25 protein-coding genes are annotated in these 26,206 nt (G+C 71.4%); 13 read left to right on the top strand and 12 right to left on the bottom strand.

Annotated features, from left to right (window positions below; translation table 11 throughout):
- Positions 1 to 149: 149 nt before the first annotated feature.
- Both ACIGO8_RS00390 and ACIGO8_RS00385 read right to left on the bottom strand, forming a co-directional pair.
- Complete coding sequence (locus ACIGO8_RS00390; RefSeq protein ID WP_399722223.1) at positions 150 to 1,529, bottom strand: aspartate aminotransferase family protein; 1,380 nt, start codon at positions 1,527 to 1,529, stop codon at positions 150 to 152.
- Positions 1,514 to 2,020 carry an Lrp/AsnC family transcriptional regulator gene (locus ACIGO8_RS00385; protein WP_399722221.1) on the bottom strand — a complete coding sequence of 169 codons (507 nt, stop codon included), beginning with the start codon at positions 2,018 to 2,020 and terminating at the stop codon, positions 1,514 to 1,516. Before ACIGO8_RS00385 ends, ACIGO8_RS00390 begins: the two co-directional genes overlap by 16 nt.
- A gap of 191 nt (positions 2,021 to 2,211) precedes the next feature.
- Here ACIGO8_RS00385 and ACIGO8_RS00380 point away from each other — a divergent pair, with 191 nt between their 5' ends.
- From ACIGO8_RS00380 to ACIGO8_RS00365, 4 genes are all read left to right on the top strand, one after another.
- Positions 2,212 to 3,648 carry a gamma-aminobutyraldehyde dehydrogenase gene (locus ACIGO8_RS00380; protein ID WP_399722219.1) on the top strand — a complete coding sequence of 479 codons (1,437 nt, stop codon included), beginning with the start codon at positions 2,212 to 2,214 and terminating at the stop codon, positions 3,646 to 3,648.
- A 128-nt stretch (positions 3,649 to 3,776) separates the two neighbouring features.
- Complete coding sequence (locus ACIGO8_RS00375; protein ID WP_399722217.1) at positions 3,777 to 4,961, top strand: spermidine/putrescine ABC transporter substrate-binding protein; 1,185 nt, start codon at positions 3,777 to 3,779, stop codon at positions 4,959 to 4,961.
- 48 nt (positions 4,962 to 5,009) lie between these two features.
- Complete coding sequence (locus ACIGO8_RS00370) at positions 5,010 to 5,552, top strand: HXXEE domain-containing protein (protein ID WP_399722215.1); 543 nt, start codon at positions 5,010 to 5,012, stop codon at positions 5,550 to 5,552.
- A 30-nt stretch (positions 5,553 to 5,582) separates the two neighbouring features.
- Entirely contained in the window at positions 5,583 to 6,137 is a 555-nt protein-coding gene (locus tag ACIGO8_RS00365) for a hypothetical protein (protein ID WP_399722213.1), read from the top strand.
- Here the strand turns inward: ACIGO8_RS00365 and ACIGO8_RS00360 are convergent.
- The 6 genes from ACIGO8_RS00360 to ACIGO8_RS00335 form a co-directional block, all read right to left on the bottom strand.
- On the bottom strand, positions 6,103 to 7,284 hold the full coding sequence (locus tag ACIGO8_RS00360) for a serine hydrolase domain-containing protein (protein ID WP_399722211.1): 1,182 nt from the start codon (positions 7,282 to 7,284) through the stop codon (positions 6,103 to 6,105). The genes ACIGO8_RS00365 and ACIGO8_RS00360 overlap by 35 nt on opposite strands.
- A 96-nt stretch (positions 7,285 to 7,380) precedes the next feature.
- Positions 7,381 to 8,085, bottom strand: a complete 705-nt coding sequence (locus ACIGO8_RS00355) for a response regulator (RefSeq protein WP_399722209.1) — start codon at positions 8,083 to 8,085, stop codon at positions 7,381 to 7,383.
- Positions 8,082 to 9,227 (bottom strand): sensor histidine kinase, encoded by a 1,146-nt coding sequence (locus ACIGO8_RS00350; RefSeq protein ID WP_399722207.1) that lies wholly within the window; start codon positions 9,225 to 9,227, stop codon positions 8,082 to 8,084. The genes ACIGO8_RS00355 and ACIGO8_RS00350 overlap by 4 nt, the downstream gene beginning before the upstream one ends.
- On the bottom strand, positions 9,227 to 10,135 hold the full coding sequence (locus tag ACIGO8_RS00345) for an SAM-dependent methyltransferase (RefSeq protein WP_399722205.1): 909 nt from the start codon (positions 10,133 to 10,135) through the stop codon (positions 9,227 to 9,229). Before ACIGO8_RS00345 ends, ACIGO8_RS00350 begins: the two co-directional genes overlap by 1 nt.
- Positions 10,132 to 10,821 (bottom strand): glycerophosphodiester phosphodiesterase, encoded by a 690-nt coding sequence (locus ACIGO8_RS00340; protein WP_399722203.1) that lies wholly within the window; start codon positions 10,819 to 10,821, stop codon positions 10,132 to 10,134. Before ACIGO8_RS00340 ends, ACIGO8_RS00345 begins: the two co-directional genes overlap by 4 nt.
- A 19-nt stretch (positions 10,822 to 10,840) precedes the next feature.
- Positions 10,841 to 11,884: an adenosine deaminase gene (locus ACIGO8_RS00335; RefSeq protein ID WP_399722201.1), complete on the bottom strand. Its 1,044-nt coding sequence runs from the start codon at positions 11,882 to 11,884 to the stop codon at positions 10,841 to 10,843.
- Positions 11,885 to 11,959: 75 nt separating this feature from the next.
- Here ACIGO8_RS00335 and ACIGO8_RS00330 point away from each other — a divergent pair, with 75 nt between their 5' ends.
- Complete coding sequence (locus ACIGO8_RS00330; RefSeq protein WP_399722199.1) at positions 11,960 to 12,610, top strand: hypothetical protein; 651 nt, start codon at positions 11,960 to 11,962, stop codon at positions 12,608 to 12,610.
- A gap of 129 nt (positions 12,611 to 12,739) precedes the next feature.
- Here ACIGO8_RS00330 and ACIGO8_RS00325 read toward each other — a convergent pair whose 3' ends face one another.
- Entirely contained in the window at positions 12,740 to 13,294 is a 555-nt protein-coding gene (locus tag ACIGO8_RS00325; RefSeq protein WP_399722197.1) for an NADAR family protein, read from the bottom strand.
- Between the two features lie 175 nt (positions 13,295 to 13,469).
- Here ACIGO8_RS00325 and ACIGO8_RS00320 point away from each other — a divergent pair, with 175 nt between their 5' ends.
- From ACIGO8_RS00320 to ACIGO8_RS00285, 8 genes are all read left to right on the top strand, one after another.
- Positions 13,470 to 14,984 carry a gamma-aminobutyraldehyde dehydrogenase gene (locus tag ACIGO8_RS00320; RefSeq protein WP_399722195.1) on the top strand — a complete coding sequence of 505 codons (1,515 nt, stop codon included), beginning with the start codon at positions 13,470 to 13,472 and terminating at the stop codon, positions 14,982 to 14,984.
- Positions 14,985 to 15,032: 48 nt separating this feature from the next.
- Entirely contained in the window at positions 15,033 to 16,280 is a 1,248-nt protein-coding gene (locus ACIGO8_RS00315) for a PotD/PotF family extracellular solute-binding protein (protein WP_399722193.1), read from the top strand.
- Between the two features lie 43 nt (positions 16,281 to 16,323).
- Positions 16,324 to 17,475, top strand: coding sequence for an ABC transporter ATP-binding protein (locus ACIGO8_RS00310; protein WP_399722191.1), 1,152 nt, complete (start codon positions 16,324 to 16,326; stop codon positions 17,473 to 17,475).
- A 91-nt stretch (positions 17,476 to 17,566) separates the two neighbouring features.
- The gene (locus ACIGO8_RS00305; RefSeq protein WP_399722188.1) at positions 17,567 to 18,493 is read left to right on the top strand and encodes an ABC transporter permease; all 927 of its coding nucleotides are present in this window, start codon (positions 17,567 to 17,569) and stop codon (positions 18,491 to 18,493) included.
- Positions 18,493 to 19,287, top strand: a complete 795-nt coding sequence (locus tag ACIGO8_RS00300) for an ABC transporter permease (protein ID WP_399722186.1) — start codon at positions 18,493 to 18,495, stop codon at positions 19,285 to 19,287. The genes ACIGO8_RS00305 and ACIGO8_RS00300 overlap by 1 nt, the downstream gene beginning before the upstream one ends.
- 36 nt (positions 19,288 to 19,323) lie before the next feature.
- Positions 19,324 to 20,751 (top strand): NAD(P)/FAD-dependent oxidoreductase, encoded by a 1,428-nt coding sequence (locus ACIGO8_RS00295; RefSeq protein WP_399722184.1) that lies wholly within the window; start codon positions 19,324 to 19,326, stop codon positions 20,749 to 20,751.
- Between the two features lie 127 nt (positions 20,752 to 20,878).
- A complete protein-coding gene (locus tag ACIGO8_RS00290; protein WP_399722182.1) occupies positions 20,879 to 21,337 on the top strand; it encodes a hypothetical protein in 459 nt (152 codons plus the stop codon).
- Positions 21,338 to 21,428: 91 nt separating this feature from the next.
- Positions 21,429 to 23,234: a chitinase gene (locus ACIGO8_RS00285; protein ID WP_399722180.1), complete on the top strand. Its 1,806-nt coding sequence runs from the start codon at positions 21,429 to 21,431 to the stop codon at positions 23,232 to 23,234.
- Here ACIGO8_RS00285 and ACIGO8_RS00280 read toward each other — a convergent pair.
- The 3 genes from ACIGO8_RS00280 to gabT all read right to left on the bottom strand — a co-directional run bounded on the left by ACIGO8_RS00280 (position 23,219) and on the right by gabT (position 26,092).
- Complete coding sequence (locus ACIGO8_RS00280) at positions 23,219 to 23,884, bottom strand: hypothetical protein (RefSeq protein WP_399722179.1); 666 nt, start codon at positions 23,882 to 23,884, stop codon at positions 23,219 to 23,221. The genes ACIGO8_RS00285 and ACIGO8_RS00280 overlap by 16 nt on opposite strands.
- Positions 23,881 to 24,360, bottom strand: coding sequence for a phosphatase PAP2 family protein (locus tag ACIGO8_RS00275; RefSeq protein ID WP_399722178.1), 480 nt, complete (start codon positions 24,358 to 24,360; stop codon positions 23,881 to 23,883). The genes ACIGO8_RS00280 and ACIGO8_RS00275 overlap by 4 nt, the downstream gene beginning before the upstream one ends.
- A 397-nt stretch (positions 24,361 to 24,757) precedes the next feature.
- A complete protein-coding gene (gene gabT / locus ACIGO8_RS00270; RefSeq protein WP_399722176.1) occupies positions 24,758 to 26,092 on the bottom strand; it encodes a 4-aminobutyrate--2-oxoglutarate transaminase in 1,335 nt (444 codons plus the stop codon).
- Positions 26,093 to 26,206: the final 114 nt, after the last annotated feature.

Here is a 26,206-nt window from a genome sequence, read left to right as displayed (position 1 = left end):
GGCACCGTAAGGATTCACATCGGTTTGTACGGACAGCACACGGCCCGGGCCGCCGCCATCCACTCGGATGGCGGCATGCCCGGGCCGGGGTCACGCCGTGAGGGCGGCGTGAGGCTCGCCGAACCGGTCGGGGACCGGTCAGGGAACGATCAGAGCTTCGTCCACGCCTCGGTGAGCACCGTGCGCAGGATGCCTTCGATCTCGTCGAAGGTGCCCTGGTCGGCGGTCAGCGGCGGGGCGAGCTGGATGACCGGGTCGCCACGGTCGTCGGCACGGCAGTACAGACCGTTGTCGAACAGCGCCTTGGACAGGAAGCCGTACAGGACGCGCTCGGTCTCCTCGTCCGTGAAGGACTCCTTGGTGACCTTGTCCTTGACGAGCTCGATGCCGTAGAAGTAGCCGTTGCCGCGGACGTCGCCGACGATCGGCAGGTCGTGCAGCTTCTGCAGCGTCGAGAAGAAGGCGCCCTCGTTGTCCAGCACGTGCTGGTTGAGGCCTTCCTTGTCGAAGATGTCCAGGTTGGCGATCGCGACCGCCGAGGACACCGGGTGGCCACCGAAGGTGTAGCCGTGCAGGAAGGTGTTGTCGCCCTTGTAGAACGGCTCGGCGATGCGGTCCGAGACGATGCAGGCACCGATCGGGGAGTAGCCCGAGGTCATGCCCTTGGCGCAGGTGATCATGTCCGGCACGTAGCCGAACTTGTCACAGGCGAACATCGTGCCGAGGCGGCCGAAGGCGCAGATCGTCTCGTCCGAGACGAGGAGCACGTCGTACTGGTCGCAGATCTCGCGGACGCGCTGGAAGTAGCCGGGCGGCGGCGGGAAGCAGCCACCGGCGTTCTGCACCGGCTCCAGGAAGACGGCGGCGACGGTGTCCGGGCCCTCGAAGAGGATCTGCTGCTCGATCTGGTCGGCGGCCCAGCGGCCGAAGGCCTCCGGGTCGTCGGCGTGGATCGGGGCGCGGTAGATGTTGGTGTTCGGCACCTTGTGCGCGCCGGGGACCAGCGGCTCGAAGGGGGCCTTCAGGCCCGGCAGGCCGGTGATCGACAGGGCGCCCTGCGGGGTGCCGTGGTAGGCGACCGCACGCGAGATGACCTTGTACTTGGTGTGCTTGCCCTGCAGCTTGAAGTACTGCTTGGCGAGCTTCCAGGCGGTCTCGACGGCCTCGCCGCCACCGGTGGTGAAGAAGACCTTGTTCAGGTCGCCCGGGGCGTAGTTCGCGAGGCGCTCGGCGAGCTCGACGGCCTTGGGGTGCGCGTACGACCACACGGGGAAGAACGCGAGCTCCTGGGCCTGCTTGTACGCGACCTCGGCCAGCTCCTGGCGGCCGTGGCCCGCGTTGACCACGAAGAGACCGGCGAGACCGTCGAGGTAGCGCTTGCCCTTGTCGTCGAAGATGTAGGTGCCCTCACCACGCACGATGGTGGGGACGGGGTTGTTCTCGTACGACGACATGCGGGTGAAGTGCATCCACAGGTGGTCGTAGGCGGTCTTGGAGAGGTCCTGGCTCACGGCTATCGGGTTCCCCACATATAGGTCTGCTTCTTGAGCTTCAGGTAGACGAAGCTCTCGGTGGAGCGCACCCCGGGGAGGGTGCGGATGCGCTTGTTGATCACATCCAGGAGGTGGTCGTCGTCCTCGCAGACGATTTCCACCATCAGGTCGAACGAGCCCGCGGTCATCACCACGTACTCGCACTCGGCCATGGCCGTCAGGGCGTCCGCGACCGGATCCAGGTCACCCTCGACGTTGATGCCGACCATCGCCTGGCGCCGGAGGCCCACGGTGAGCGGGTCGGTGACGGCGACGATCTGCATGACGCCCTGGTCGAGCAGCTTCTGGACGCGCTGCCGTACGGCTGCTTCGGACAGGCCGACGGCCTTGCCGATGGCGGCGTACGGACGGCGGCCGTCCTCCTGGAGCTGTTCGATGATCGCCAGGGAGACGGCATCGATCGTCGGGGACGAACCGGTTCCGGTTCTGGAGTGGGTGCTTTGACTGGCCACGTCTTCACTGTGCACCGAACCTCGTCCGTCTTGCAACCCCAGAGTGATGAAATTCGTTGTTCAGGGCACTTGATCTCACTGAATCCGAAGTTGAGGGGGGTCGGGCCTGTTGAAAGCGTCGGTGGACCGATTACCCTGGGGTGTCTCGCCCATCGGGACACCGCACGAAGAAGTGCGGAGACAGAACGTGACAGGAGGGGTGGCAAGTGACCACCGAGCTGCGCCGGCTGCGCAACTACATCAACGGGGAGTTCCGGGACGCGGCCGACGGCCGCACGATCGACGTGATCAACCCGGCCACCGGTGAGGTGTACGCCACCTCCCCGCTGTCCGGCCAGGCCGACGTCGACGCCGCCATGGAGGCCGCCGCGGCCGCCTTCCCCGCATGGCGCGACACCACGCCCGCCGAGCGTCAGAAGGTCCTCCTGAAGATCGCGGACGCCTTCGAGGAGCGCGCCGAGGACCTGATCGCCGCCGAGGTCGAGAACACCGGCAAGCCGGTCGCCCTCACCGCGAGCGAGGAGATCCCGCCGATGGTGGACCAGATCCGCTTCTTCGCGGGTGCCGCCCGGCTGCTCGAGGGCCGTTCGGCCGGCGAGTACATGGAGGGCATGACCTCGATCATCCGCCGCGAGCCGGTGGGTGTCTGCGCCCAGGTCGCGCCGTGGAACTACCCGATGATGATGGCCGTGTGGAAGTTCGCCCCGGCCCTCGCCGCGGGCAACACGGTCGTCCTCAAGCCCTCGGACACGACGCCCGCGTCGACCGTCCTGATGGCGGAGATCATCGGCCAGATCGTCCCCAAGGGCGTCTTCAACGTCGTCTGCGGCGACCGCGAGACCGGCAAGGCGATGGTCGAGCACCCGACCCCGGCGATGGCCTCCATCACCGGCTCGGTCCGGGCCGGCATGCAGGTCGCCGAGTCCGCGTCCAAGGACGTCAAGCGCGTCCACCTGGAGCTGGGCGGCAAGGCCCCGGTCGTGGTCTTCGAGGACACCGACATCGACAAGGCCGTCGAGGACATCTCCGTCGCCGGCTTCTTCAACGCGGGCCAGGACTGTACGGCCGCCACCCGCGTGCTCGTCCACGAGTCCATCCACGACGAGTTCGTGGCCGCGCTCGCCAAGGCCGCGGCCGAGACCAAGACCGGTCAGCCGGACGACGAGGACGTGCTCTACGGCCCGCTGAACAACGCCAACCAGCTGGGCCAGGTCGCCGGCTTCATCGACCGCCTCCCGGCGCACGCCAAGGTCGAGGCCGGCGGCCACCGGGTCGGCGACAAGGGCTACTTCTACGCCCCGACCGTCGTCTCGGGCCTCAAGCAGGACGACGAGATCATCCAGAACGAGGTCTTCGGCCCGGTCATCACGGTCCAGTCCTTCACGGACGAGGCCCAGGCCCTGGAGTTCGCCAACGGCGTCGAGTACGCCCTGGCCTCCTCCGTCTGGACCAAGGACCACCAGCGCGCCATGCGCATGTCCAAGTCGCTCGACTTCGGCTGTGTGTGGATCAACACCCACATCCCGCTGGTCGCCGAGATGCCGCACGGCGGCTTCAAGAAGTCCGGCTACGGCAAGGACCTTTCGGCGTACGGCTTCGAGGACTACACGCGCATCAAGCACGTGATGACCTCCCTGGGCTGACCCTTCCCGGCCCCGTGACACGGCCCCGGCACCTTGATCGACTCGGTCGACAGGGTGTCGGGGCCGTGCCCGTGGAGTCGACGGAGCGTCCATTGCCGCCCCGATGGATGTAACGGGAAGCTGTCCGGGTGACAGCGACCACCAGGAAGAACGTCTCCCGCCGCGCCCTGCTGCGCGGGACGGCCGGCGCCGGCGCCGCCGCCCTCCTCGCGGGCTGCGGAGTCCCCGCCGCGTACGTCGACCCGAAGGACCGGGCCGGCCGCGACCTCTCCGCGCGCGACCGGGTGCTGCACTTCGCCAACTGGCCGCTCTACATCGACACCGACGACGACACCTCCAAGCGGCCCACCCTCGACGCCTTCGGCCGGCGCACCGGGATCTCCGTCCGCTACACCGAGGAGATCAACGACAACGACGAGTTCTTCGGCAAGATCAGCCCGGCCCTGATGAACCACCAGGAGACCGGCCGGGACCTCGTCGTCATCAGCGACTGGATGGCCGCGCGTTTCGTCCGGCTCGGCTGGGTCCAGGAAATGGACCGGAAGAAGCAGCCCCACGTCGCCGCCCACCTGGACCCGCTGCTGCGCGCGCCCGCCTTCGACCCGGGCCGGCTCCACTCGGTGCCCTGGCAGTCCGGCATCACCGGCATCGCCTACAACCGCCGCAAGCTCGGCCGGGAGATCCGCTCCACCAAGGACCTGTGGGCGCCCGACCTGCGCGGCAAGGTGACCCTGCTGTCCGGGCTCGACGAGTCCTTCGCGCTGCTCCTGCAGGGCAACGGCGTCGACGTGACGCGGTGGACGGCCGACGACTTCCACGACCTGTGCGAGCAGATCGAAGGACTCGTACGGAAGAAGCACATCCGGCGCTTCACCGGCAACGACTACATCAAGGACCTGTCCACCGGCGACGTGCTCGCCTGCCAGGCGTACTCGGGCGACGTCATCCAGCTCCAGGCCGACAACCCGGACATCGAGTTCGTCGTGCCCGAGGAGGGCGCCGAACTGTGGGCCGAGTCCCTGATGATCCCCAACCTGGCGCAGCACAAGACCAGCGCCGAACAGCTCGTCGACTACTACTACGAGCCCGAGGTCGCCGCCGAACTGGCCGCCTGGGTCAACTACGTCTGCCCCGTCCCGGCCGCGCGGGACGTGCTCGCCGACTCCGGCGACGAGGAGCGGGCGGCGCTCGCCGAGGACCCGCTGATCTTCCCCGACGACGCGATGCGCCGGCGGCTGGCGATCGCCCGGGACATCACCTCCGAGGAACGCACCGAGTTCGCCAGGCGCTGGAACTCGATCGTCGGGCTGTGAGGCGGGCCGGTCGCACGGGCGGTCGAGGAGTCGTGATAGGCCGTCCTCATGACCGATACGGGGATCAACACAGCTGTCACCTATGGCCTGTTCGCCGCCTGGGCGGTGCACGACACCGAGGAGGTGCTGTACGGGCCGCGCTGGATACGGGAGAACCTGCCGGGGCTGCGGGAGCGCTTCCCGGACGTGCCCGAGGCGGTCTGGAAGGCGGCCGGTTCGGTCGACGACCGTGAATTCCGGGCCGCCGTCGGGGTGATGGCCCTGATCGTCGGCGCGGCCGCCGGCGCCGGACAGCGCTCCGGCGGCCGGTCCGCCTTCTACCAGGGCGCGCTGAACGGCTTCGGGCTGCACGGCCTGGTGCATCTCGCGCAGGCCGCCGCCGTCCGCCGGGTGACGCCCGGCTCGGTGACCTCGCCGCTGGTCGTCGTCCCCTTCACGCTGTGGGCGCGCGGCCGGCTGCGCCGGGCCGGGGTGCTGCGGCCCGCGCGGGCGCGGGACGTGCTGACCGGACTCGTGGTCGCGGGCGGGGCGACGGTGCTCGCGCACACGGTGGGACGACGCCTGGCCGGAAAGACCGCACCCCGTTTTTGAACACGTTCATGAGAGGCGTACGCTTCCCTCATGAGCGACACGAACGGGCCCAGAGCCCTCCTCAAGCGCATCCGCGTCTGGCTGGTCGTCTTCATCGTCTGCCTGGTGCTCAGCGGGGCCACCGCGTTCCCGCTGGTCACCGAACTCCGCCTGCTCGACGAGGCGTTGGGCTCCTGGGCGGCGCCGCTCGCCGACGCCTTCCCGGGTCTGACCGAATGGATCACCCGGGTGCGCGGCGGCGTCGAGGCCGCCGACGCACAGGCCCCGTACCTCCTCTACGGCACCGACTGGCTGGCCTTCGCCCACCTCGTCATCGCCGTCGCCTTCTACGGGCCCTACCGCGACCCCGTCCGCAACATCTGGGTCGTCGAGTTCGGCATGATCGCCTGCGCCGGCATCGTCCCGCTCGCCCTGATCTGCGGGCCCGTCCGCGGCATCCCCTTCGGATGGTCGCTCGTCGACATGGCCTTCGGGGTCTTCGGCGTCCTGCCGCTGCTCGCCGTCCGCCGGCTCGTCAAGCGCCTCGAAGCCCTCGGGCCCGTGCCGGCGGTCACTCCGACGGCGGGCCGTACGTCGCCAGCATGACGTCCAGCGCCACCTTGTTCATGTCCTGGCCCTTCGCGTCGGTCGAGTTGACGCCGTAGACCAGCGTCCGCTCGCCGCCGCGGGTCGAGGCGATGGCCGCGTTGTAGCCCCAGCGGCCGCCCGTCTTGCCCCACACCTCGCGCCCGCCCAGCTTCTTCATCGACAGACCCACCGCGTACGCGGCCGGCTCGCCGGTCTTCAGGTCCGTGACCTTCGGCAGCGTGAACATCTCCTCCAGGAGCGGCCCGCGCACCACCCGGCCCGCGAACAGGGCCCGCGTGAACCGCTCCAGGTCGGCGGTCGTGGAGATCAGGTCCCCGGCCGCCCAGCCGTCCGTCGCGCCCCACACCGACACGTCCCGCAGGCCGGTCGTCCCGTCGTCGAGCCGCATCCGCTGGTAGCCGTGGTTGTACGGGCCCTCGATCGCCGGGTCCGCGCCCGGGAAGTACGTGTCGCGCAGCCCGAGCGGCCGCAGCACCCGCACCGCCACCTGGTGCTCGTAGGTGTCACCCGTCACCCGCTCGACGAGCAGACCGGCGATCGTGTAGCCGATGTTCAGATAGTGCTGCCGGCTCCCGGGCGCGAACTCCCGCGGCTGCGACGTCGCCGAGCGCACCATCGCGCGCGGGTCGTGCACGTCGAAGCGGTGCGCGTACCACTCCTCGACCGTCTCGCCCGGCATCCTCGCCGCCGGGATGCCGTGCGTGTGGTTGAGCAGCTGGCGAACCGTCACCCGGCCGTAGCGGGCGGGGATCAGGTCCGGGAGGTACGAGCGGGCCGAGCGGTCCAGGTCGATCCGGCCCTCGGCGGCCAGCCGCAGCACCGTCGCCGCCGTGAACACCTTCGTCACCGAACCGACCCGGAAGCGCGCGCCCGCCTCCGCCGGGCGGCCCGACTCCAGGTCGTGCACGCCGGAGCTGCCCCGCCAGGAACCCTCGCTGCCGCCGATCCGCACCAGCGCCGCCGTCGCGTCCGCGTTCGGCAGGCCCGCGATCACCGCGCTCAGGTCCGGGCTCCGGTCCGGGCCCGGGGCCGGCGCCGAGGCCACGGCCGCCGGGTCCGCGGCGAACGCCGGGCTGAGCGCCGGACCGGCGGCGACGCCCAGGACCAGGGCGGCGGCCAGCAGGGCGCGGGTGGACTTCTTCATGGTCAACTCCGTGGGTGTGAGCCGTCGTTCTCGACGACTCCATCCTGCTGACCGGCGGCGATCCGCGAATCGCCCGCACCGGCGGTCCCCGGCCGGTCAGTTCCTCCCCGGCGCGGGGGAGAGCGCGGGGCCGGCACCTCGCCCGGGCGGGGGAGAACCCGCCGCGACCAGGCCCGACTCGTACGCGCAGATCACCGCCTGGATCCGGTCCCGCAGCCCCAGCTTCGCCAGCACATGGCCCACGTGCGTCTTCACCGTGTGGTCGCTGACCACCAGCTCCGCCGCGATCTCCGCGTTCGACAGGCCGCGCGCGAGCAGCAGCAGCGTCTCGCGCTCCCGCCCGGTCAGGACGTCCAGCCGGGGATCGGGCCTGCGCGGCCGGCCCGCCGTGTACTGCTCCACCACCCGCCGCGCCACCGACGGCGCCAGCAGCGCCTCGCCCGCCGCCACCACCCGCACCGCGTGCACCAGGTCGTCCCGCCGTACGTCCTTCAGGAGGAAGCCGCTGGCTCCCGCGTGCAGCGCCTCGTACACGTACTCGTCCGAGTCGAACGTCGTCAGCATCACCGTCCGGCACGCCGACTCGGCGCAGATCGTCCGGCAGGCCTCGATCCCGTCCGTCCTCGGCATCCGGACGTCCAGGAGCGCCACGTCGGGACGCAGCCGGCGCACCGCCTCCACCGCCGCCGCGCCGTCACCGACCTCCGCGACCACCTCGATGTCCTCCTGGACGTCCAGGATCAGCGCGAAACCGCTGCGCACCAGCTCCTGGTCGTCCGCCACCACCACCCGGATCGTCATCCCCGCACCTCTCCCGCCCCGGTCAGCGGCAGCACCGCCCGCAGTTCGAAACCCCGCCCGCCCGGTCCCGGCCCGGCCGACGCCATCCCGCCGTGCGCCGCCACCCGCTCGCGCACCCCGGCCAGCCCGTGGCCGCCCGGACCGCCGGCCCGCGGCCCGCGCCCGTCGTCCGTCACCCGGACCTCCACCTCGTCCCGCCCGTATCCGAGGCGCACCGACACGGAGTGCGCCTCCGCGTGCTTCACCACGTTCGTCAGCGCCTCCTGCACGATCCGGAACACCGTCGCGCCCGTCGCCTCCGGCAGCCCGCGCCCGTCGCCCTCCGTCGCGTACCGCACGTCGAGCCCGCCGCCCCGCACCCGGGCCAGCAGCTCCGGCAGCTCGCCGACGCCCGGCTGCGGAGCGCGCGGCGCGGCCGTGGCCTCCTCGTCCCGCAGCACACCGAGCATCCGGCGCAGCTGCGTCATCGCGTCCCGGCCGGTCGCCGAGATCGCCTCGAACGCGGCCTCCGCCCGCTCCGGCGCGGCCCGCACCGCCACCGGCCCCGCCTCGGCCTGCACCACCATCAGGCTCACCGCGTGCGACAGGATGTCGTGCATCTCCCGGGCGATCCTGGCCCGTTCGCGGGCCGCGGCCCGCTCCGCCTCCACCCGGTGGGCCCGCTGCCGGGCGTCGGTGAGGCGTCCGAAGGCGTAGGCGGCGCCGAACACGAAGAGCGAGAAGGTCAGTTCGCGCGCCGACTGGGTGTTGAGCCACACCGACACCGGCACCGCCACCACCAGCAGCGCCGCCGTCACCAGCCGCTTCCACGGCGGCGACAGCACGGCGATCGTGTAGACGCTGACCAGACCGGTGTACGGCAGCGGCTGCCCCGGTCCCTCCAGCGCCAGCCGGTACAGCCCGCTCGTCGCCACGATCGCGAGGAGCACCGCCATCGGCGCCCGCCGCCGCCACACCAGCGGGACCACGGTGAGCGTCGTCAGCCCGTACGCCGGCCAGGTCGCCGGCTCCAGCTCGGGCCCGCGCGGCACCACGAACGGCATGGTCATCGCCGCCTGCACGAGCAGCGCGAGGCCGATGTCCACGGCCCACGGATTGGCCGCGCCCCACTCCCGCAGCCGCTGTATCCCCCCGGATCGCATTACGGCTTGCGGCCCACCGCGCCGAACTGCGCGACCTCGGCCGCCTCCGGGGCGCGCCAGCGCGCGCAGGACACGATGCCCGGTTCGAGCAGGTCGAGCCCGTCCAGGAAGGAGGCGAAGTCGGCGCGGCCGCGCGCCGTGATCGGCGGCGTGGCGTGGGCGTTCCAGAACTCCATCGCCGCCACGTTCGCCTCGCCGCCGAGCTCCGGCTCGAAGGTCGGGTGGGTCAGGACGAGGTGACTGCCCGACGGGACGGCCGCCATCAGCGTCCGTACGATCGACCGGGCCTCGTCGGTGTCCAGGACGAAGTTGAGGATGCCCAGCATCAGGACCGCCACCGGCCGGGAGAGGTCCAGCGTGCCGGCCGCCGCCGCGAGGATCCGCTCCGGGTCCCGGGCGTCCGCGTCCACATAGGCGGTCTCGCCCTTCGGCGAGCCGGTCAGCAGCGCCCGGGCGTGGGTCAGGACGATCGGGTCGTTGTCGACGTAGACGATCCGGGACTCCGGCGCGACGCGCTGGGCCACCTCGTGGGTGTTGTCGGCGGTGGGCAGGCCGGTGCCGATGTCCAGGAACTGGCGGATGCCCGCCTCGGCGGCCAGATGGGTCACCGCCCGGCCCAGGAAGGCCCGGTCGGCGCGGGCCACGGCGCCGATGCTCGGATGGAAGGAGGTCACCTGGTCGCCGACCGCCCGGTCCACCGGGTAGTAGTCCTTGCCGCCCAGCCAGTAGTTCCACACGCGGGCGTTGTGCGCGATGTCGGTCCGGATCCGGTCGAGGCCACCGGGCGCGCCGGCCGGGGCGGTCGGGGTGGCCGGGTCGGCCGGGGTGGCCGGGTCGTTCGGGGCGGTCGGGTCGTCGTTCGGATGGTGCGGGTCGGTCCGATCGGTCGGGTCGGTCCGGTCGTTCATGCACGGCCCTTTCGCAGGACGTCGGCCAGTGCGTCGACGCGGTTGGTCGTGATCGAGTCGACGCCGTTGCGGATCAGCTTACGCATCGTCCGCTTCGTGTCGGCCGTCCACACCGAGACCAGCAGACCGTCCCGGTGCACCCGCTCCACCAGCTCCCGACCGGCAAGCCCGAAGCGGTAGTTGAGCCACTTCGGGCGCACCGCGTCGAGCAGCACCCGGCGCGGCGGCGCGAGCGAGTTCCAGGTCAGCGCGATCTCCGCGCCCGGGTCGGCGGCCCGGACCTGGAGCATCGCCGTACCGCCCGCGCAGTACAGGACGCGCTCGCCCGCCCCGCACTCGCGGACCGTGCCGACCACCGTGCGCACCGACGCCTCGTCACCGCCCGGCAGGTCCAGCATCAGCCGGTGCGGCCCGGCCGCGATCAGTGCCTCGCGCAGCGTCGGCACGCCGTCCTCGGTCACCTCCCGCAGCTCGTCGAGCGTCATGGTGCCGAGCGGCCGGTCGAATCCCCAGAGCCGCTTGAGGTTGTCGTCGTGCAGCAGGACGGGCATGCCGTCCTCGGTGAGGCGGACGTCGACCTCCACCACGTCCGCGCCCCGGTCGAACGCCGAGACGATCGAGGGGACGGTGTTCTCGCGGACGCGGTAGGGGTCGCCGCGGTGGCCTACGACAGTGACGGGGTCCATGACCCCATTCTCCCGACGCTCAGGCCGCCAGCCACCGCTCGGTGTACGTGTCGATCTCCTCGACGATCCGCGCCTTGCCGGCCTCGTCGAGGAACGACGCCTCCACCGCGTTCTTCGCGAGGGCCGCGATCCCGCGCTCGTCCAGACCGAGGAGACGGGCCGCGACCGCGTACTCGTTGTTCAGGTCGGTGCCGAACATCGGCGGGTCGTCGCTGTTGATCGTGACGAGCACGCCGGCCTCGACCATCCGCTTGATCGGGTGGTCCTCCAGGCGCTCCACCGCGCGGGTCGCGATGTTCGAGGTCGGGCACACCTCCAGGGCGATCCGGTGCTCGGCCAGGTAGGCGAGCAGCTCCGGGTCCTGGACCGAGCTGGTGCCGTGGCCGATGCGCTCGGCGCCCAGCTCGCGCAGCGCGTCCCACACCGTCTGCGGGCCGGTGGTCTCGCCGGCGTGCGGGACCGAGCGCAGACCGGCCGCCCGGGCCCGGTCGAAGTACGGCTTGAACTGCGGGCGCGGCACGCCGATCTCCGGGCCGCCGAGACCGAACGCCACCAGGCCCTCCGGACGCAGGTCGACCGCGAGCCGCGCGGTCTCCTCCGCCGCCTCGAGACCCGCCTCGCCGGGGATGTCGAAGCACCAGCGCAGGATCACGCCGAGCTCCGCCTCTGCCGCCTTGCGGGCGTCCTCGATCGCCGCCATGAAGGCGCGCTCGTCGATGCCGCGGCGGGTCGAGCTGTACGGAGTGATCGTCAGCTCCGCGTAGCGGATGTTCTGCCGGGCCATGTCCCGGGCGACCTCGTAGGTGAGGAGGCGGACGTCCTCGGGCGTGCGGACCAGGTCCACGACCGACAGGTACACCTCGATGAAGTGGGCGAAGTCGGTGAACGTGAAGTAGTCGGCGAGGGCGTCGGGGTCGGTCGGCACCTTGGAGTCCGGGTGGCGGGCGGCCAGCTCGGACACGATCCGCGGCGAGGCGGAGCCCACGTGGTGGACGTGCAGCTCGGCCTTCGGCAGCCCGGCGATGAAGGAGTGCAGGGCGCTGTGGTGGGTCAGGTCGGTCATCAGGTCATCGTAGGCCGGGCCGTTCCCCCAGAAGGGCGAGGTCGTAGCATGGCGTGACCACGATGGGGGAGGCCCATGTCCGAGAACAACGACCAGCCGGTGGACCCGTGGGCTCCGCCGAACCAGGACGGCGTCGAGCTGAGCAAGCCCGCCGCCGCCGGGCCGGGCGCGGGGACGCCGGGCGCCGGGACGCCGGGCGCGCCCACGTCGCCGGCGCACGACCCGGTGCACGACCAGCAGACCGTGGCCGGAATGCCGGGAGTCGAGCTCCCGCCGCCGCCGGTCGCGCCGGGCGGCTCCTTCGGCTACCCGACCGCTCCCGCCCCGGCGCAGCCCACCGGCTACGGCTATCCGGCGCCGCCGATGTATCCCGGCTACGGCCAGCCGGGCTGGGGCGGACCGGCGCCGGCGAACGGGCTCGGCACGGCGGCCATGATCGTCGGCATCTGCGCCGTCGCGCTCGCGTTCTGCTCGTACGGCATCCTCGGGCTGATCCTGGGCGCCGTCGCGCTCGGTCTCGGGATCGCCGCCCGCAAGCGGGTCCAGCGGGGCGAGGCCACCAACAACGGCATGGTCACGGCCGGCATCACCCTCGGTTCGATCGGCCTGGTGCTCGGCGTCGCCGGTATCGCGCTGATCGTCTTCCTGGTCACCCACGCCGACGAGTGGGACACCAGTGACGACGACCCCTTCTCCACGAGCCTGGTGGTCGACGCGCGCGGCTGACGTCCGGCCCGCGGGCGTGACGCGGGGGCCGTTCCCGGGAACGGCCCCCGCCGCCGTTCGCCCTCAGTGCCCTCGGCCCCTCGCCGCCGCCGGCTCTCCGCCGTCCTCGGCCCCTCGCCGCGCGCCCGGTCACCGCAGGCGGTCGCGCGCCTCCATCAGCGCGAAGCCCAGCAGGTTCAGGCCCCGCCAGCGCGCCGGATCCATGGCGCGCGGGTCGTCCGCCGCCAGGCCGATGCCCCAGACGCGGTCCAGCGGGCTGGCCTCGACCAGGACGCGGGAGCCCGTACCGACGAGGAAGGCGCGCAGCGCCTCGTCCGCGCCGAACTTGTGGACGCTGCCGGCCACGACGATGCCGAAGCGCTCCCGCTCCCACACCGTCTCGTCGAAGCCGCGGACCAGGCGCCCGGTGTTCTTCGCCTCGGCCGGCGTCCGGGCGGCGAGCACGGCCCGCTCCGCCTCGGCGTCGCCGAAGAGCCGCGCCTTCGCGGCCATCATCCAGTGCTCCGCGGTCGCGTAGCGCACGCCGTCCACCACGAACGGCGACGGCCACCACTGGCTCAGGCAGCTCGCCGAGAGCCGGCCGTCCGGGTGCGGACGGTGGCCCCAGAAGTGCAGCCACCCGACCCGCTCGCCGCCCGCCTTCGCCGCTCTGACCTGCTCCTTCAGCACCTCAAGATCACTCATGCACGCCACCCTGCCACTCGCCACGGACACTCCGTACGGCAATTTCCCGCCACCCTCGACACATGGTCGACCGATTCCGTCGCGTAACCAAAAGGCAACAACGGAATCACTTGTTGCACCTTTGCCCCTCTGTCAGGATCGGCACTCAACTCGAGCTGGAACAACGGAGAGCGTCATGGGCAACCGCTTCCAGGTGTCGGATCGCTTCGCGGACGGCGCGCAGTACATCGGGGGGCGGCTCCGCCCCGGAACCTCGGAGCACGAGCACAGCGTCGTCGACCCGTCGACCGGCGAGAGCGTCCTCAGCTACGCGCTCGCCTCCACCGGCGACGTGGACGACGCCGTGGCCGCGGCGAAGAGCGCCTTCCCGGAGTGGGCCGGTGCGACGCCCGGCGAGCGGTCGGAGGCCCTGCACCGGTTCGCCGGGGTGCTGGCCGAGCGGGCGGAGGACTTCGCCCGCGTCGAGTCGCTCCAGTGCGGCAAGCCGATCAAGCTGACGACCGAGTTCGACGTGCCGGGCACGGTCGACAACACGGTCTTCTTCGCGGGCGCGGCCCGGCACCTCCAGGGCCAGTCGGCCGGTGAGTACAGCGGCGACCACACCTCCTACGTCCGCCGTGAGGCGATCGGCGTCGTGGGCTCCATCGCGCCCTGGAACTATCCGCTGCAGATGGCCGCCTGGAAGGTCCTGCCGGCGATCGCCGCGGGCAACACGATCGTCCTGAAGCCGGCCGAGCTGACGCCGCTGACCTCGCTGATGTTCGCCGAGGCCGCGAGCGCCGCCGGCATCCCGGACGGCGTCGTCAACGTCGTCACCGGAGCGGGCCGGGTCGCCGGCGAGCACCTGGTCGGACACCCGGACGTGGCCATGACCTCGTTCACCGGCTCCACGCCGGTCGGCAAGCGCGTCGCCGAGATCGCGACGGCCACCGTCAAGCGGCTCCACCTGGAGCTCGGCGGCAAGGCCCCGTTCGTCGTCTTCGACGACGCCGACCTGGAGGCCGCCGCCCAGGGCGCCGTCGCCGCCTCGCTCATCAACAGCGGCCAGGACTGCACCGCCGCCACCCGCGCCTACGTCCAGCGGCCGCTGTTCGACGCCTTCACGGCAAGGGTCGCCGAGCTGATGGAGACGGTGCGCCTCGGCGACCCGTTCGACCCGTCCACCGACCTCGGACCGCTCATCAGCCACGCCCAGCGCGACCGCGTGGCCGGCTTCGTGGAGCGGGCCCGGGCCTACGCGACGGTCGTCACCGGCGGCGAAGCCCCTGGTGGCGAGCTCAAGAACGGCGCATACTACCGTCCCACCCTGATCACCGGCGCCGCGCAGGACAGCGAGGTCGTGCAGTCGGAGATCTTCGGACCGGTCCTGGTGGCCCTGCCCTTCGACGGCGACGACGAGGGCATCCGGCTCGCCAACGACACCGCGTACGGCCTCGCCGCCTCCGCCTGGAGCCGCGACGTCTACCGGGCGAACAGGGCCACCCGCGAGATCAAGGCCGGCTGTGTCTGGGTCAACGACCACATCCCGATCATCAGCGAGATGCCTCACGGCGGCTTCAAGGCCTCGGGCTTCGGAAAGGACATGTCGGCGTACTCGTTCGAGGAGTACACGCAGGTCAAGCACGTGATGTACGACAACACGGCGGTCGCCGCGAAGGACTGGCACCGCACGATCTTCGGGGACCGATAACAGCCGGCCGTCGACCAGCGGCGAAACCATCCCGAAAGGGCACAGCGCATGGAGCAGTACCAGCCCGACAGCCTCTCGGCCGCGCAGGTGGCCGCGATTCGGCGCAGTCTGACGAGCGGCCGGGGCGCCCTCACCCGCCGCTCGATGCTGCGCGCCGGAGGCGTCGGCGCGCTCACCGTCGGCGGCTTCGCGTCGTTGAGCGCCTGCGGCATCCCGCCCGCCAAGCGGGAGGGCCAGGGTCCGGCGTCCACGGACTTCTCGGACAAGGAGAAGACCGTGAACTTCTCCAACTGGACCGAGTACATGGACGTCAGCGAGGACGAGAAGTCCCGCCCGACCCTGGAGGCCTTCGCCAAACGCACCGGGATCAAGGTCAAGTACACCGAGGACATCAACGACAACGTCGAGTTCTTCGGCAAGATCAAGCCGCAGCTCGCGGCCGGCCAGGACACCGGCCGCGACCTGATCTGCGTCACCGACTGGCTGGCCGCGCGCATCATCCGCCTCGGCTGGGCGCAGAAGCTGGACGCCTCCCACCTGCCCACCGCGTACGCGAACCTGTCCGCCCAGTTCCGCCGCCCCGACTGGGACCCGGGCCGGGCCTACTCCTACCCGTGGACCGGCATCTCCACCGTCATCGCCTACAACAGCAAGGCGACCGGCGGGAAGAAGGTCGACTCGGTCACCCAGCTGCTCGACGACCCCTCCCTCAAGGGCCGGGTCGGCTTCCTCACCGAGATGCGCGACTCCGTCGGCATGACCCTGCTCGACATGGGCAAGGACCCGGGCAGCTTCACCGACGCCGACTTCGACGCGGCCCTCGGCCGGCTCCAGAAGGGCGTCGACAAGAAGCAGATCCGGCGCTTCACCGGCAACGACTACACCTCGGACCTCGACAAGGGCGACCTCGCGGCCTGTCTCGCCTGGGCCGGTGACGTCATCCAGCTCCAGGCCGACAACCCGGACATCAAGTTCGCCATCCCGTCGGCCGGCTACATCACCTCCAGCGACAACCTGCTCGTCCCGGCCAACGCCCGGCACAAGACGAACGCCGAGAAGCTCATCGACTACTACTACGAGCTCCCGGTGGCCGCGCAGCTCGCCGCGTACATCAACTACGTGTGCCCGGTCGACGGCGTGAAGGACGAGCTCGCCAAGATCGACCCCGAGCTCGCGGGCAACACGCTGATCGTCCCCGACAAGGCGATGGCCCGGAAGTCGCACGCCTTCCGCTCGCTCAGCAGCGCGGAGGAGACCGCGTACGAGGAGAAGTTCGCCAAGCTCATCGGTGCCTGACCGCCCCGCGCCCCCTTACGAACCGACCCCGGGACCTCACCCCATGACTGACAAGAACACCGGCGGCGGCGACGTCCGTCTCTCCGGCATCAGCAAGTCCTACGGCTCCTTCACCGCCGTCCACCCGCTCGACCTGACGATCCCGCAGGGCTCCTTCTTCGCCCTGCTCGGCGCGTCCGGCTGCGGCAAGACGACCACGCTGCGCATGATCGCCGGCCTGGAGGACCCGACGACGGGCACCGTCTTCCTCGGCGACCGGGACGTCACCGACCTCCCGCCGTACAAGCGGCCGGTGAACACCGTCTTCCAGTCCTACGCGCTCTTCCCGCACATGAACATCTTCGAGAACATCGCCTTCGGTCTGCGCCGGCGCGGCATCAAATCGGTCAAGCCGCAGGTGGACGAGATGATCGACCTGGTCCAGCTCGGCGAGCACGCCCACAAGAAGCCGCACCAGCTCTCCGGCGGCCAGCAGCAGCGCGTGGCCGTGGCCCGCGCGCTCATCAACCACCCGCAGGTGCTGCTGCTCGACGAGCCGCTCGGCGCGCTCGACCTGAAGCTGCGCCGGCAGATGCAGCTGGAGCTCAAGCGCATCCAGACCGAGGTGGGCATCACCTTCGTGCACGTCACCCACGACCAGGAGGAGGCCATGACCATGGCCGACCAGGTCGCGGTGATGAACGGCGGCCGGGTCGAGCAGCTCGGCGCGCCCGCCGACCTGTACGAGAACCCGCAGACCACCTTCGTCGCCAACTTCCTCGGCACCTCCAACCTGATCGAGGCCGAGGTCGCCGAGACCGGCGGCGACGTCGTCGTCACCGCCGGCGGCGGCAAGCTCAAGGTGCCCGGCGAGCGCTGTACGCAGGCCGCCCGGGTGGGCGGCAAGGTGCTGGTCGGCGTCCGGCCGGAGAAGATCTCGCTGGCGCACGCCGACGACGCCGGACAGATCGCCGACGGCCGCAACCGGGTCACCGGCCGGATCGTCGACTCCTCCTTCATCGGCGTCTCCACGCAGTACGTGGTGAACTCGCCGGCCGGCGCGGAGCTCCAGGTCTACGAGCAGAACATCGAGCGCGACGCCCGTCTGGTGCCGGGCGCCGAGGTCGTCCTGCACTGGAACCCGGCCCACACCTTCGGCCTCGACGGGACCCAGGACATCGACGCGGGCGTGGAGACGGTGGAGGACTCGCTGTGAGCGACGCGCGCGAGGCCACCGGCCCGCAGCCGACGACGACTGCCGCACCTCTGCGCCTCGCGGGCGGAGAAGCGAACGAAGGAGGTCACGCATGAGCGCCACCCTCGTGAAGGAGGCGCCGCCGGCACCGGAGCCGGTGCTGCGCAGGCCCTCCGTCCGCCGGCGGCTCGTGCCGTACTGGCTGCTGCTGCCCGGCATCGTCTGGCTGCTGGTGTTCTTCGCGCTGCCGATGGTCTACCAGGCCTCCACCTCGGTCCAGACCGGCTCCCTGGAGAAGGGCTTCGAGGTCACCTGGCACTTCCAGACCTACTGGGACGCCTTCCAGGAGTACTGGCCGCAGTTCGTCCGCTCGCTGCTCTACGCGGGCACGGCGACCCTGCTGTGCCTGCTGCTCGGCTACCCGCTGGCGTATCTGATCGCCTTCAAGGCCGGGCGCTGGCGCAATCTGCTCCTGGTGCTCGTCATCGCCCCGTTCTTCACCAGCTTCCTCATCCGGACGCTGGCCTGGAAGACGATCCTCGCGGACGACAGCCTGGTCGTCGACGCGCTCAACGCGCTGCACGTCCTCGACGTGACGAGCTGGCTCGGCTGGACCGAGGGCGACCGGGTGCTCGCCACCCCGATGGCGGTGGTGTGCGGCCTCACGTACAACTTCCTGCCCTTCATGATCCTGCCGCTCTACACCTCCCTGGAGCGGATCGACGGCCGGCTGCACGAGGCCGCGCAGGACCTGTACGCCTCGCCGGCGACCACCTTCCGCAAGGTGACGTTCCCGCTGTCCATGCCGGGCGTCGTCTCCGGCACGCTGCTCACCTTCATCCCGGCGAGCGGCGACTACGTCAACGCCGAGCTCCTCGGCTCCACCGACACCAAGATGGTCGGCAACGTCATCCAGTCGCAGTTCCTGCGGGTCCTGGACTATCCGACGGCCGCCGCCCTGTCCTTCATCCTCATGGCGATCGTGCTGCTCATGGTCACCGTCTACATCCGCCGGGCGGGAACGGAGGACCTGGTCTGATGCGCTGGATCCGACAGCACCTCGTCGTCATCGCGGGCCTGCTCACGCTCGCGTACATGATCCTGCCGAACGTCGTGGTCATGGCGTTCTCGTTCAACAAGCCGAACGGGCGCTTCAACTACGCCTGGCAGCAGTTCTCCCTGGACGCCTGGAAGGACCCCTGCGGCGTCGCCGACATGTGCGAGTCGCTCACGCTCTCGCTCCAGCTCGCCGCCTGGGCGACGGTCGGCGCGGTCGTCCTCGGCACGATGATCGCCTTCGCGCTCGTCCGCTACCGCTTCCGGGCGCGCGGCGCGATCAACTCGCTGATCTTCCTGCCGATGGCGATGCCCGAGGTCGTCATGGCCGCCTCGCTGCTCACGCTGTTCCTCAACATGGGCGCGGAGCTGGGCTTCTGGACGGTCCTGATCGCCCACATCATGTTCTGTCTGTCGTTCGTCGTGACCGCGGTCAAGGCGCGGGTGATGTCGATGGACCCGCGTCTGGAGGAGGCCGCGCGCGACCTCTACGCGGGGCCGGTGCAGACCTTCCTGCGGGTCACGCTGCCGATCGCGGCGCCCGGCATCGCGGCCGGCGCGCTGCTCGCCTTCGCGCTCTCGTTCGACGACTTCATCATCACCAACTTCAACGCGGGCTCCACCGTGACCTTCCCCATGTTCGTCTGGGGCTCGGCGCAGCGCGGAACCCCCGTTCAGATCAACGTCATCGGCACCGCGATGTTCGTCCTCGCGGTACTGGTGGTCGTGGCCGGGCAGCTCCTCGCGAACCGGCGCAAGAAAACAGCAACGGCCTGACCGACAGCCGGTCAGGCACCGAAGGAGTTGGAAACCATGGCCCCAGTCGCCATGCGTCTCGCTGCACAATCTCTCTCCGACGCCCAGCCCGTCCCCTTCTGGCTGGAAGACCCCGGCAAGCCCGGTGCCCTGCCCGCCCTCACCGGCTCCGAGCGGTGCGACCTGCTCGTGGTGGGCGGCGGCTACAGCGGACTGTGGACCGCGCTCCTCGCCAAGGAGCGCGACCCGTCCCGGGACGTCGTGCTGATCGAAGGCCGCGAGGTGGGCTGGGCCGCCTCGGGCCGCAACGGAGGCTTCTGCGCCGCCTCCCTCACCCACGGCTTCGGCAACGGCCTCGCCCGCTGGCCGGGCGAGCTGGCCACGCTCGAGCGGATGGGCGAGCGCAACCTCGACGCCATCGAGGAGACCGTCGCCCGCTACGGCCTGGACTGCGACTTCGAGCGCACCGGTGAGATCGACGTGGCCACCGAGGCCTACCAGGTCGACGAGCTGCACGAGTGGTACGAGGAGGCCGACCGGCTCGGTCTGGCCGGCGGCCTGGAGCTCCTGGACCGTGACGCGGTCCGGGCCGAGGTCGACTCGCCGACCTTCCAGGGCGGCCTGTGGGACCGGCGCGGTGTCGCCATGCTGCACCCGGCCAAGCTCGCCTGGGGCCTCAAGCGGGCCTGTCAGGACCTGGGCGTGCGGATCTTCGAGAACACCCCGGCGCTCGACCTGGTCTCGGCGGGCGGCGCGGGCGGCGGCATGGCCGTGCGCACCCCGTACGGCCGGGTCGCGGCCCGCCGGGTGGCGCTCGGCACGAACGTCTTCCCGTCGCTGGTCAAGCGGGTGCGGCACTACACCGTCCCGGTGTACGACTACGCGCTGATGACCGAGCCGCTGAGCGAGGAACAGCTGGCCGCGATCGGCTGGAAGAACCGGCAGGGCCTCGGCGACTCCGCCAACCAGTTCCACTACTTCCGGCTCAGCCGCGACAACCGCATCCTGTGGGGCGGTTACGACGCGGTCTACCGTTTCGGCGGCAAGGTGGCCGCGGAGATGGACCACCGCCCGGAGACGTATCTGAAGTTGGCCCAGCACTTCTTCACCTGTTTCCCGCAGCTGGAGGGCCTGCGCTTCAGCCACGCCTGGGGCGGTGCGATCGACACCTGCTCGCGCTTCTCGGCCTTCTTCGGCACGGCGCACCAGGGCAAGGTGGCGTACGCGGCGGGATTCACCGGCCTCGGCGTGGGCGCGACGCGCTTCGGCGCGGACGTGATGCTGGACCTGCTGGCGGGGGAGCGGACCGAGCGGACGCGGCTGGAGATGGTCCGCTCCAAGCCGCTGCCGTTCCCGCCGGAGCCGATCGCGTGGGCGGGCATCGGGCTCACCAAGTGGTCGCTGGCCCGGGCCGACGAGAACGGCGGCCGGCGCAACCTGTGGCTGAAGGCGATGGACCGGCTGGGCCTCGGTTTCGACAGCTGATCCTCCGTCGGGTGTGACGCACCTCACATCTGACAGGTGGAGAACCCGCGTCATAGGCGCGGGGGCGCGCCCTCTCTCCGTGTGGAGCCCGCGACCGGCGGGTCCCCACGGAGAGGAGAGCGCTGCGATGACCGCGTCGGAGGAAGTGAAGGCCGCCGTCGAATGGCTGGCCTCGGTCGCGCCCGACCCCGAGGCCTGCCGCTTCGAGTGGGAGCGCAATCCGCACGGGGTGGCGCTGCTGCCCGCGGGGCGGCGCTGGGACGTGCTGATCCTGCCGGCCGGGCTCGGCCGGCCCACCCTCGACGTCCTGACCCGGCTGGTGGACCGGCCGGGCCCGGTCCTGGCCGGTTCGGGCGACGCCCGGACCGGCTTCTTCGTGCCGGCCGGCACCGCCTCGCGCTGGCTCGGCAGCGGGGTGCGCGGCGCGGGCGCCGGGACCTGGATCGTCGTGCCGTATCCGGGACGGGCGACCGGGCGGGTGCGCTGGCTGGTCACGCCCGACGCGGCGGGCACGCTCACGGACGCCGCGCTGCTCGAACGGGCGATGCACGAGGCGGCCGGCCGGCTGGCCCGTGGGGAAGGGTGACGCGGTCGCGTCCAGAGGTCTTGACCACTTGATTGGTCTGGACCATGCTGTGGCGCGCGCCCCCTCGATTCCCCCACGCCCGGAGGCAGTTGTGGACCGCTCCAGACCTCTCGCCCTCGCCCTGGCCGGTGCACTCGCCGCCGGCGGACTCCTGGCGCTCACACCGCCGGCCCACGCCGCCGACACCGAACTCGCCCGCAACGGAGGCTTCGAGTCCGGCCTGGACGGCTGGAGCTGTACGGCGGGCAGCGGGACCGCCGTCACCGCACCCGTGCACGGCGGGACCAAGGCCCTGCAGGCCACCCCGGTCGGCGCCGACAACGCCCGGTGCTCCCAGACCGTCACCGTCAGGCCCAACTCCACCTACACGCTCAGCGGCTGGGTCCGCGGCGCCTACGTCTACCTCGGCGCCTCCGGCACCGGCACGAGCGACGTCTCCACCTGGACCCAGTCCGCGCCCGACTGGCAGCGGCTCGCCACCACCTTCACCACCGGCGCCTCGACGACCTCCGTCACGATCTGGACCCACGGCTGGTACGGCACCGGCGCCTACACCGCCGACGACCTGTCGCTCCTCGGGCCGGGCGGCGACCCCGTCGGCGTCCCCGCGACCCCGACCGGACTCTCCGCCGGTGCCGCGACCGCCACCACCGTGACGCTCACCTGGCCCGCCGTGCCCGGCGCCACCTCGTACAAGGTCCACAAGGGGGGCGCTCCGCTCGCGACGGTCACCGGGACCTCGTACACGGCGACCGGCCTGACGCCCGCCACCTCCTACGGCTTCCAGCTCTCGGCCGCCAACAGCGCCGGCGAGTCGGCGAAGTCCGCCGTCGTCACCGCCACCACCACCTCCTCCGGCGGCGGCAACCCGGGCGGCCAGCTGCCCGCCCACGCCCTCGTCGGCTACCTCCACGCCAGCTTCGCCAACGGCTCCGGCTACACCCGCATGGCCGACGTGCCCGACTCCTGGGACGTCATCAACCTCGCCTTCGGCGAGCCCACCTCGGTCACCTCCGGCGACATCCGCTTCAGCCTCTGCCCGGCCACCGCATGCCCGAACGCCGAGTCCGCCGCCGAGTTCAAGGCCGCCGTCAAGGCCAAGCAGGCCGCCGGCAAGAAGGTCCTCATCTCCATCGGCGGCCAGAACGGCCAGGTCCAGCTGTCCACCACCGCCGCCCGCGACACCTTCGTCTCCTCCGTCTCGAAGATCATCGACGAGTACGGCCTCGACGGCCTCGACATCGACTTCGAAGGCCACTCCCTGTCGCTCCAGACCGGCGACACCGACTTCCGCAACCCGACCAGCCCGGTCGTCGTCAACCTGATCTCCGCCGTCAAGTCGCTCAAGGCCAGGTACGGCCCGTCCTTCGTCCTGACCATGGCCCCGGAGATCTTCTTCGTCCAGCTCGGCTACCAGTACTACGGCTCCGGCCCCTGGGGCGGCCAGGACCCGCGCGCCGGCGCCTACCTCCCGGTCATCCACGCCCTGCGCGACGACCTCACCCTGCTGCACGTCCAGGACTACAACTCGGGCTCGATCATGGGCCTCGACAACCAGTACCACTCCATGGGCGGCGCCGACTTCCACATCGCCATGACCGACATGCTGCTCACCGGCTTCCCGGTCGCCGGCAACACCGACCGCGTCTTCCCGGCCCTGCGCCCCGACCAGGTCGCCATCGGCCTGCCCGCCTCCACCCAGGCCGGCAACGGCCACACCACCCCGGCCGAGGTCGCCAAGGCCCTCAACTGCCTCACCCGGAAGACCGACTGCGGCACCTACCAGCCCCACGGCACCTGGCCCGCCCTGCGCGGCCTGATGACGTGGTCGATCAACTGGGACCGCTACAACGGCTGGGAGTTCAGCCGCGCCTTCGACGCCTACGCCTGGAGCTGACCGGCCGCCGCGACCTGACCGCCCAGCCCCGTCCGCCGCAGCGCCCGGACCATCGCCGGCAGGTCCGGGTCGCCGCGGTCCTCCGCCACGACGTGCGCCGCCAGCAGCTCCGGCGTCAGCCGGCGCTCCTCGGCGGCCGCCATGAGCAGCTCCGCCGCGCCGCCGTCGTACGCCACGTGGTCCGCCAGCAGCCCCAGCGCCTCGGCGCGCTCGGCGAACCGGCTCATCCCGCAGTCGAGGCCGTCGTCGGCCAGGTCCCCGGGATACGCGGCGCGGGCCCAGGCCCCGTCCTCGTACCAGTAGACACAGCCCAGCTCGTAGCCGGACAGCCGGTCGCGCAACTCCTCGTACGGGAGCCAGCCGGGGCCGCCCGCCAGCATGTCGACCGGCGGCTCGTGCCACTTGCAGCCGCTCGACTCGTCCTCGCCGTACAGCACGTAACGGCCCTCGGTGATCCGGGAGAACGTCCACCAGGTGCAGCCGCAGTCGTCCAGGTGCAGGCCCTCGTCGTCGCTCCAGACGCCGGTCCGGTGGCCGCCGCGGTCCTCCTCCGCGGTCGTCGCCCGCACCACGGCGTTCAGGGCCCAGCGCGCCCACAGGAGTTCGGGATCGGGCAGATCGCCGGGCAGTCCCGGCCGGTGGATCGTCATGGGTGCTCCGGTGCGTCGGGTCGTGGACGGCCGACGTGACCGTACCGCGCCGCCACGGCGGGCCAGCGCAGGAGGGGCAGGCAGAGGGCGAGGGAGGCCAGGACGTCCAGGGGCCAGTGGAAGCCGCGCAGGATCAGGCCGGTGGCGGTGACCGCTGTCAGGAGGGCGGCGAGAGGGAGCAGGCGGGGCGAGACGAGGAGGGCCGCGCCGCAGTACGCGACCATCGCCGTGGCCGTGTGGCCGGACGGGTAGTAGCCGTGGGCCCAGGGCTCCAGCGGGCCGGGGCGGGCCGTCCACTCCTTCAGGGGGACGACCAGGAGGGGGACGGCGGCCATCGCGAGGGCCGCGTACAGGGCCGCGCGCCGACGGCCGCGCCACACCGCGTACGCCAGGGCGCAGCCGAGGACGGGGAGGGCGACGGTCATGCCGCCGAGGTCGGAGGCGGCTTCGGAGAGACCGCGCGGGACGGTGTCCACCAGGGCGCGGGAGAGGCGTTCGTCCAGCCGGGCGAGAGGGCCGTGGACCAGGACCTGCCAGGTGATGACGGCGAGGGCGACGATCGCCCAGAAGACAGCCGACCGCCCCGGAACAGGGGGGGTGGTTCCGGGGCGGTCGCCTGGACCGGTTTGCCGCGCGCCCCGGGGGGTGTGGGGCGGGCGGCCATCCGATCGGTGAGGAGTTCCGGAGCCCAGGGCTCCAGCGGTGTGCGCGACGGCACGGTGTGGGCGGGGCTGGGGAGGCTCCGCCCGGGGTGTTTCTCTCATCTGCAGAAACCGTACGGCACGGGCGAGGGGACCGACAGCGGGAACTCCATCCCGCCATCGGCCCCCCACAGCTTCTTCACACGGGGTGTCGCAAGCCGCTGCCGTTCCGTCAGATCTGGGCGAGCGCCGCCTCGATCACGTCCAGGCCCTCGTTCAGCAGGTCCTCGCCGATGACCAGCGGCGGCAGGAAGCGCAGCACGTTGCCGTAGGTGCCGCAGGTGAGGACGAGGACGCCCTCGGCGTGGCAGTACTTGGCCAGCGCGGCGGCGGCCTCCGGGGCCGGCTCCTTCGTCGCCTGGTCCTTGACCAGCTCGATGGCGATCATGGCGCCGCGGCCACGGATGTCGCCGATGAGCGGGAACTTCTCCTGCATGGCGGTGAGGCGGCCCTTCATGACCTCCTCGATGCGCTTGGCCTTGCCGTTGAGGTCGAGCTCCTTCATGGTCTCGATGGCGCCCAGCGCACCGGCGCACGCGACCGGGTTGCCGCCGTAGGTGCCGCCGAGGCCGCCACCGTGCACGGAGTCCATGATCTCGGCGCGGCCGGTCACGGCGGCGAGCGGCAGACCGCCCGCGATGCCCTTGGCGGTGGTGATGAGGTCCGGGACGATGCCCTCGTCCTCGCAGGCGAACCACTGGCCGGTGCGGCAGAAGCCGGCCTGGATCTCGTCCGCGACGAAGACGATGCCGTTGTCGTTGGCGAACTTCACGATCGCCGGCAGGAAGCCCTTGGCCGGCTCGATGAAACCGCCCTCGCCGAGCACCGGCTCGATGACGATCGCGGCGACGTTCTCGGCGCCGATCTGCTTGGTGATGTTGTCGATGGCCTGCGCGGCGGCCTCGGGGCCGCAGTTCTCGGCACCGGTGGGCCAGCGGTAGCCGTAGGCGACCGGCACGCGGTAGACCTCGGGCGCGAACGGGCCGAAGCCCTGCTTGTACGGCATGTTCTTCGCCGTCATGCCCATGGTGAGGTTGGTGCGGCCGTGGTAGCCGTGGTCGAAGACGACGACGGCCTGGCGCTTGGTGTACGAGCGGGCGATCTTGACCGCGTTCTCGACGGCCTCGGCGCCCGAGTTGAACAGCGCGGACTTCTTGGCGTGGTCGCCCGGGGTCAGCTCGGCCAGCGCCTCGCAGACCTCCACGTAACCCTCGTACGGCGTCACCATGAAACAGGTGTGGGTGAAGTCCTGCAGCTGCGCGGAGGCGCGGCGCACGACGGCCTCGGCGGAGGCGCCGACGGAGGTCACGGCGATGCCGGAACCGAAGTCGATCAGCAGGTTGCCGTCGACGTCCTCGATGATGCCGCCGCCGGCCCGCTTGGTGAAGACGGGCAGCGTGGAGCCCACGCCACCGGCCACCGTGTCGAGGCGGCGGGCCTGAAGCTCCTGCGACTTCGGGCCGGGAATGGCGGTGACGACGCGCCGCTCCTGCGGGACAGCGTTCATGCGGGGCTCCTGGGGGTGATCTGGACGCACTTGCGGGTTTCCTCCGCAGGCTAGGCGTGGGGGAGGGGCCGCGGCATGCGCCGATCGGGAGTGATCGCGGGTGTGTCGTTGTCC

Source organism: Streptomyces sp. NPDC053493 (assembly GCF_044544825.1).
GTDB lineage: Bacteria > Actinomycetota > Actinomycetes > Streptomycetales > Streptomycetaceae > Streptomyces.
This window is presented reverse-complemented; position numbering and strand designations above follow the sequence as displayed.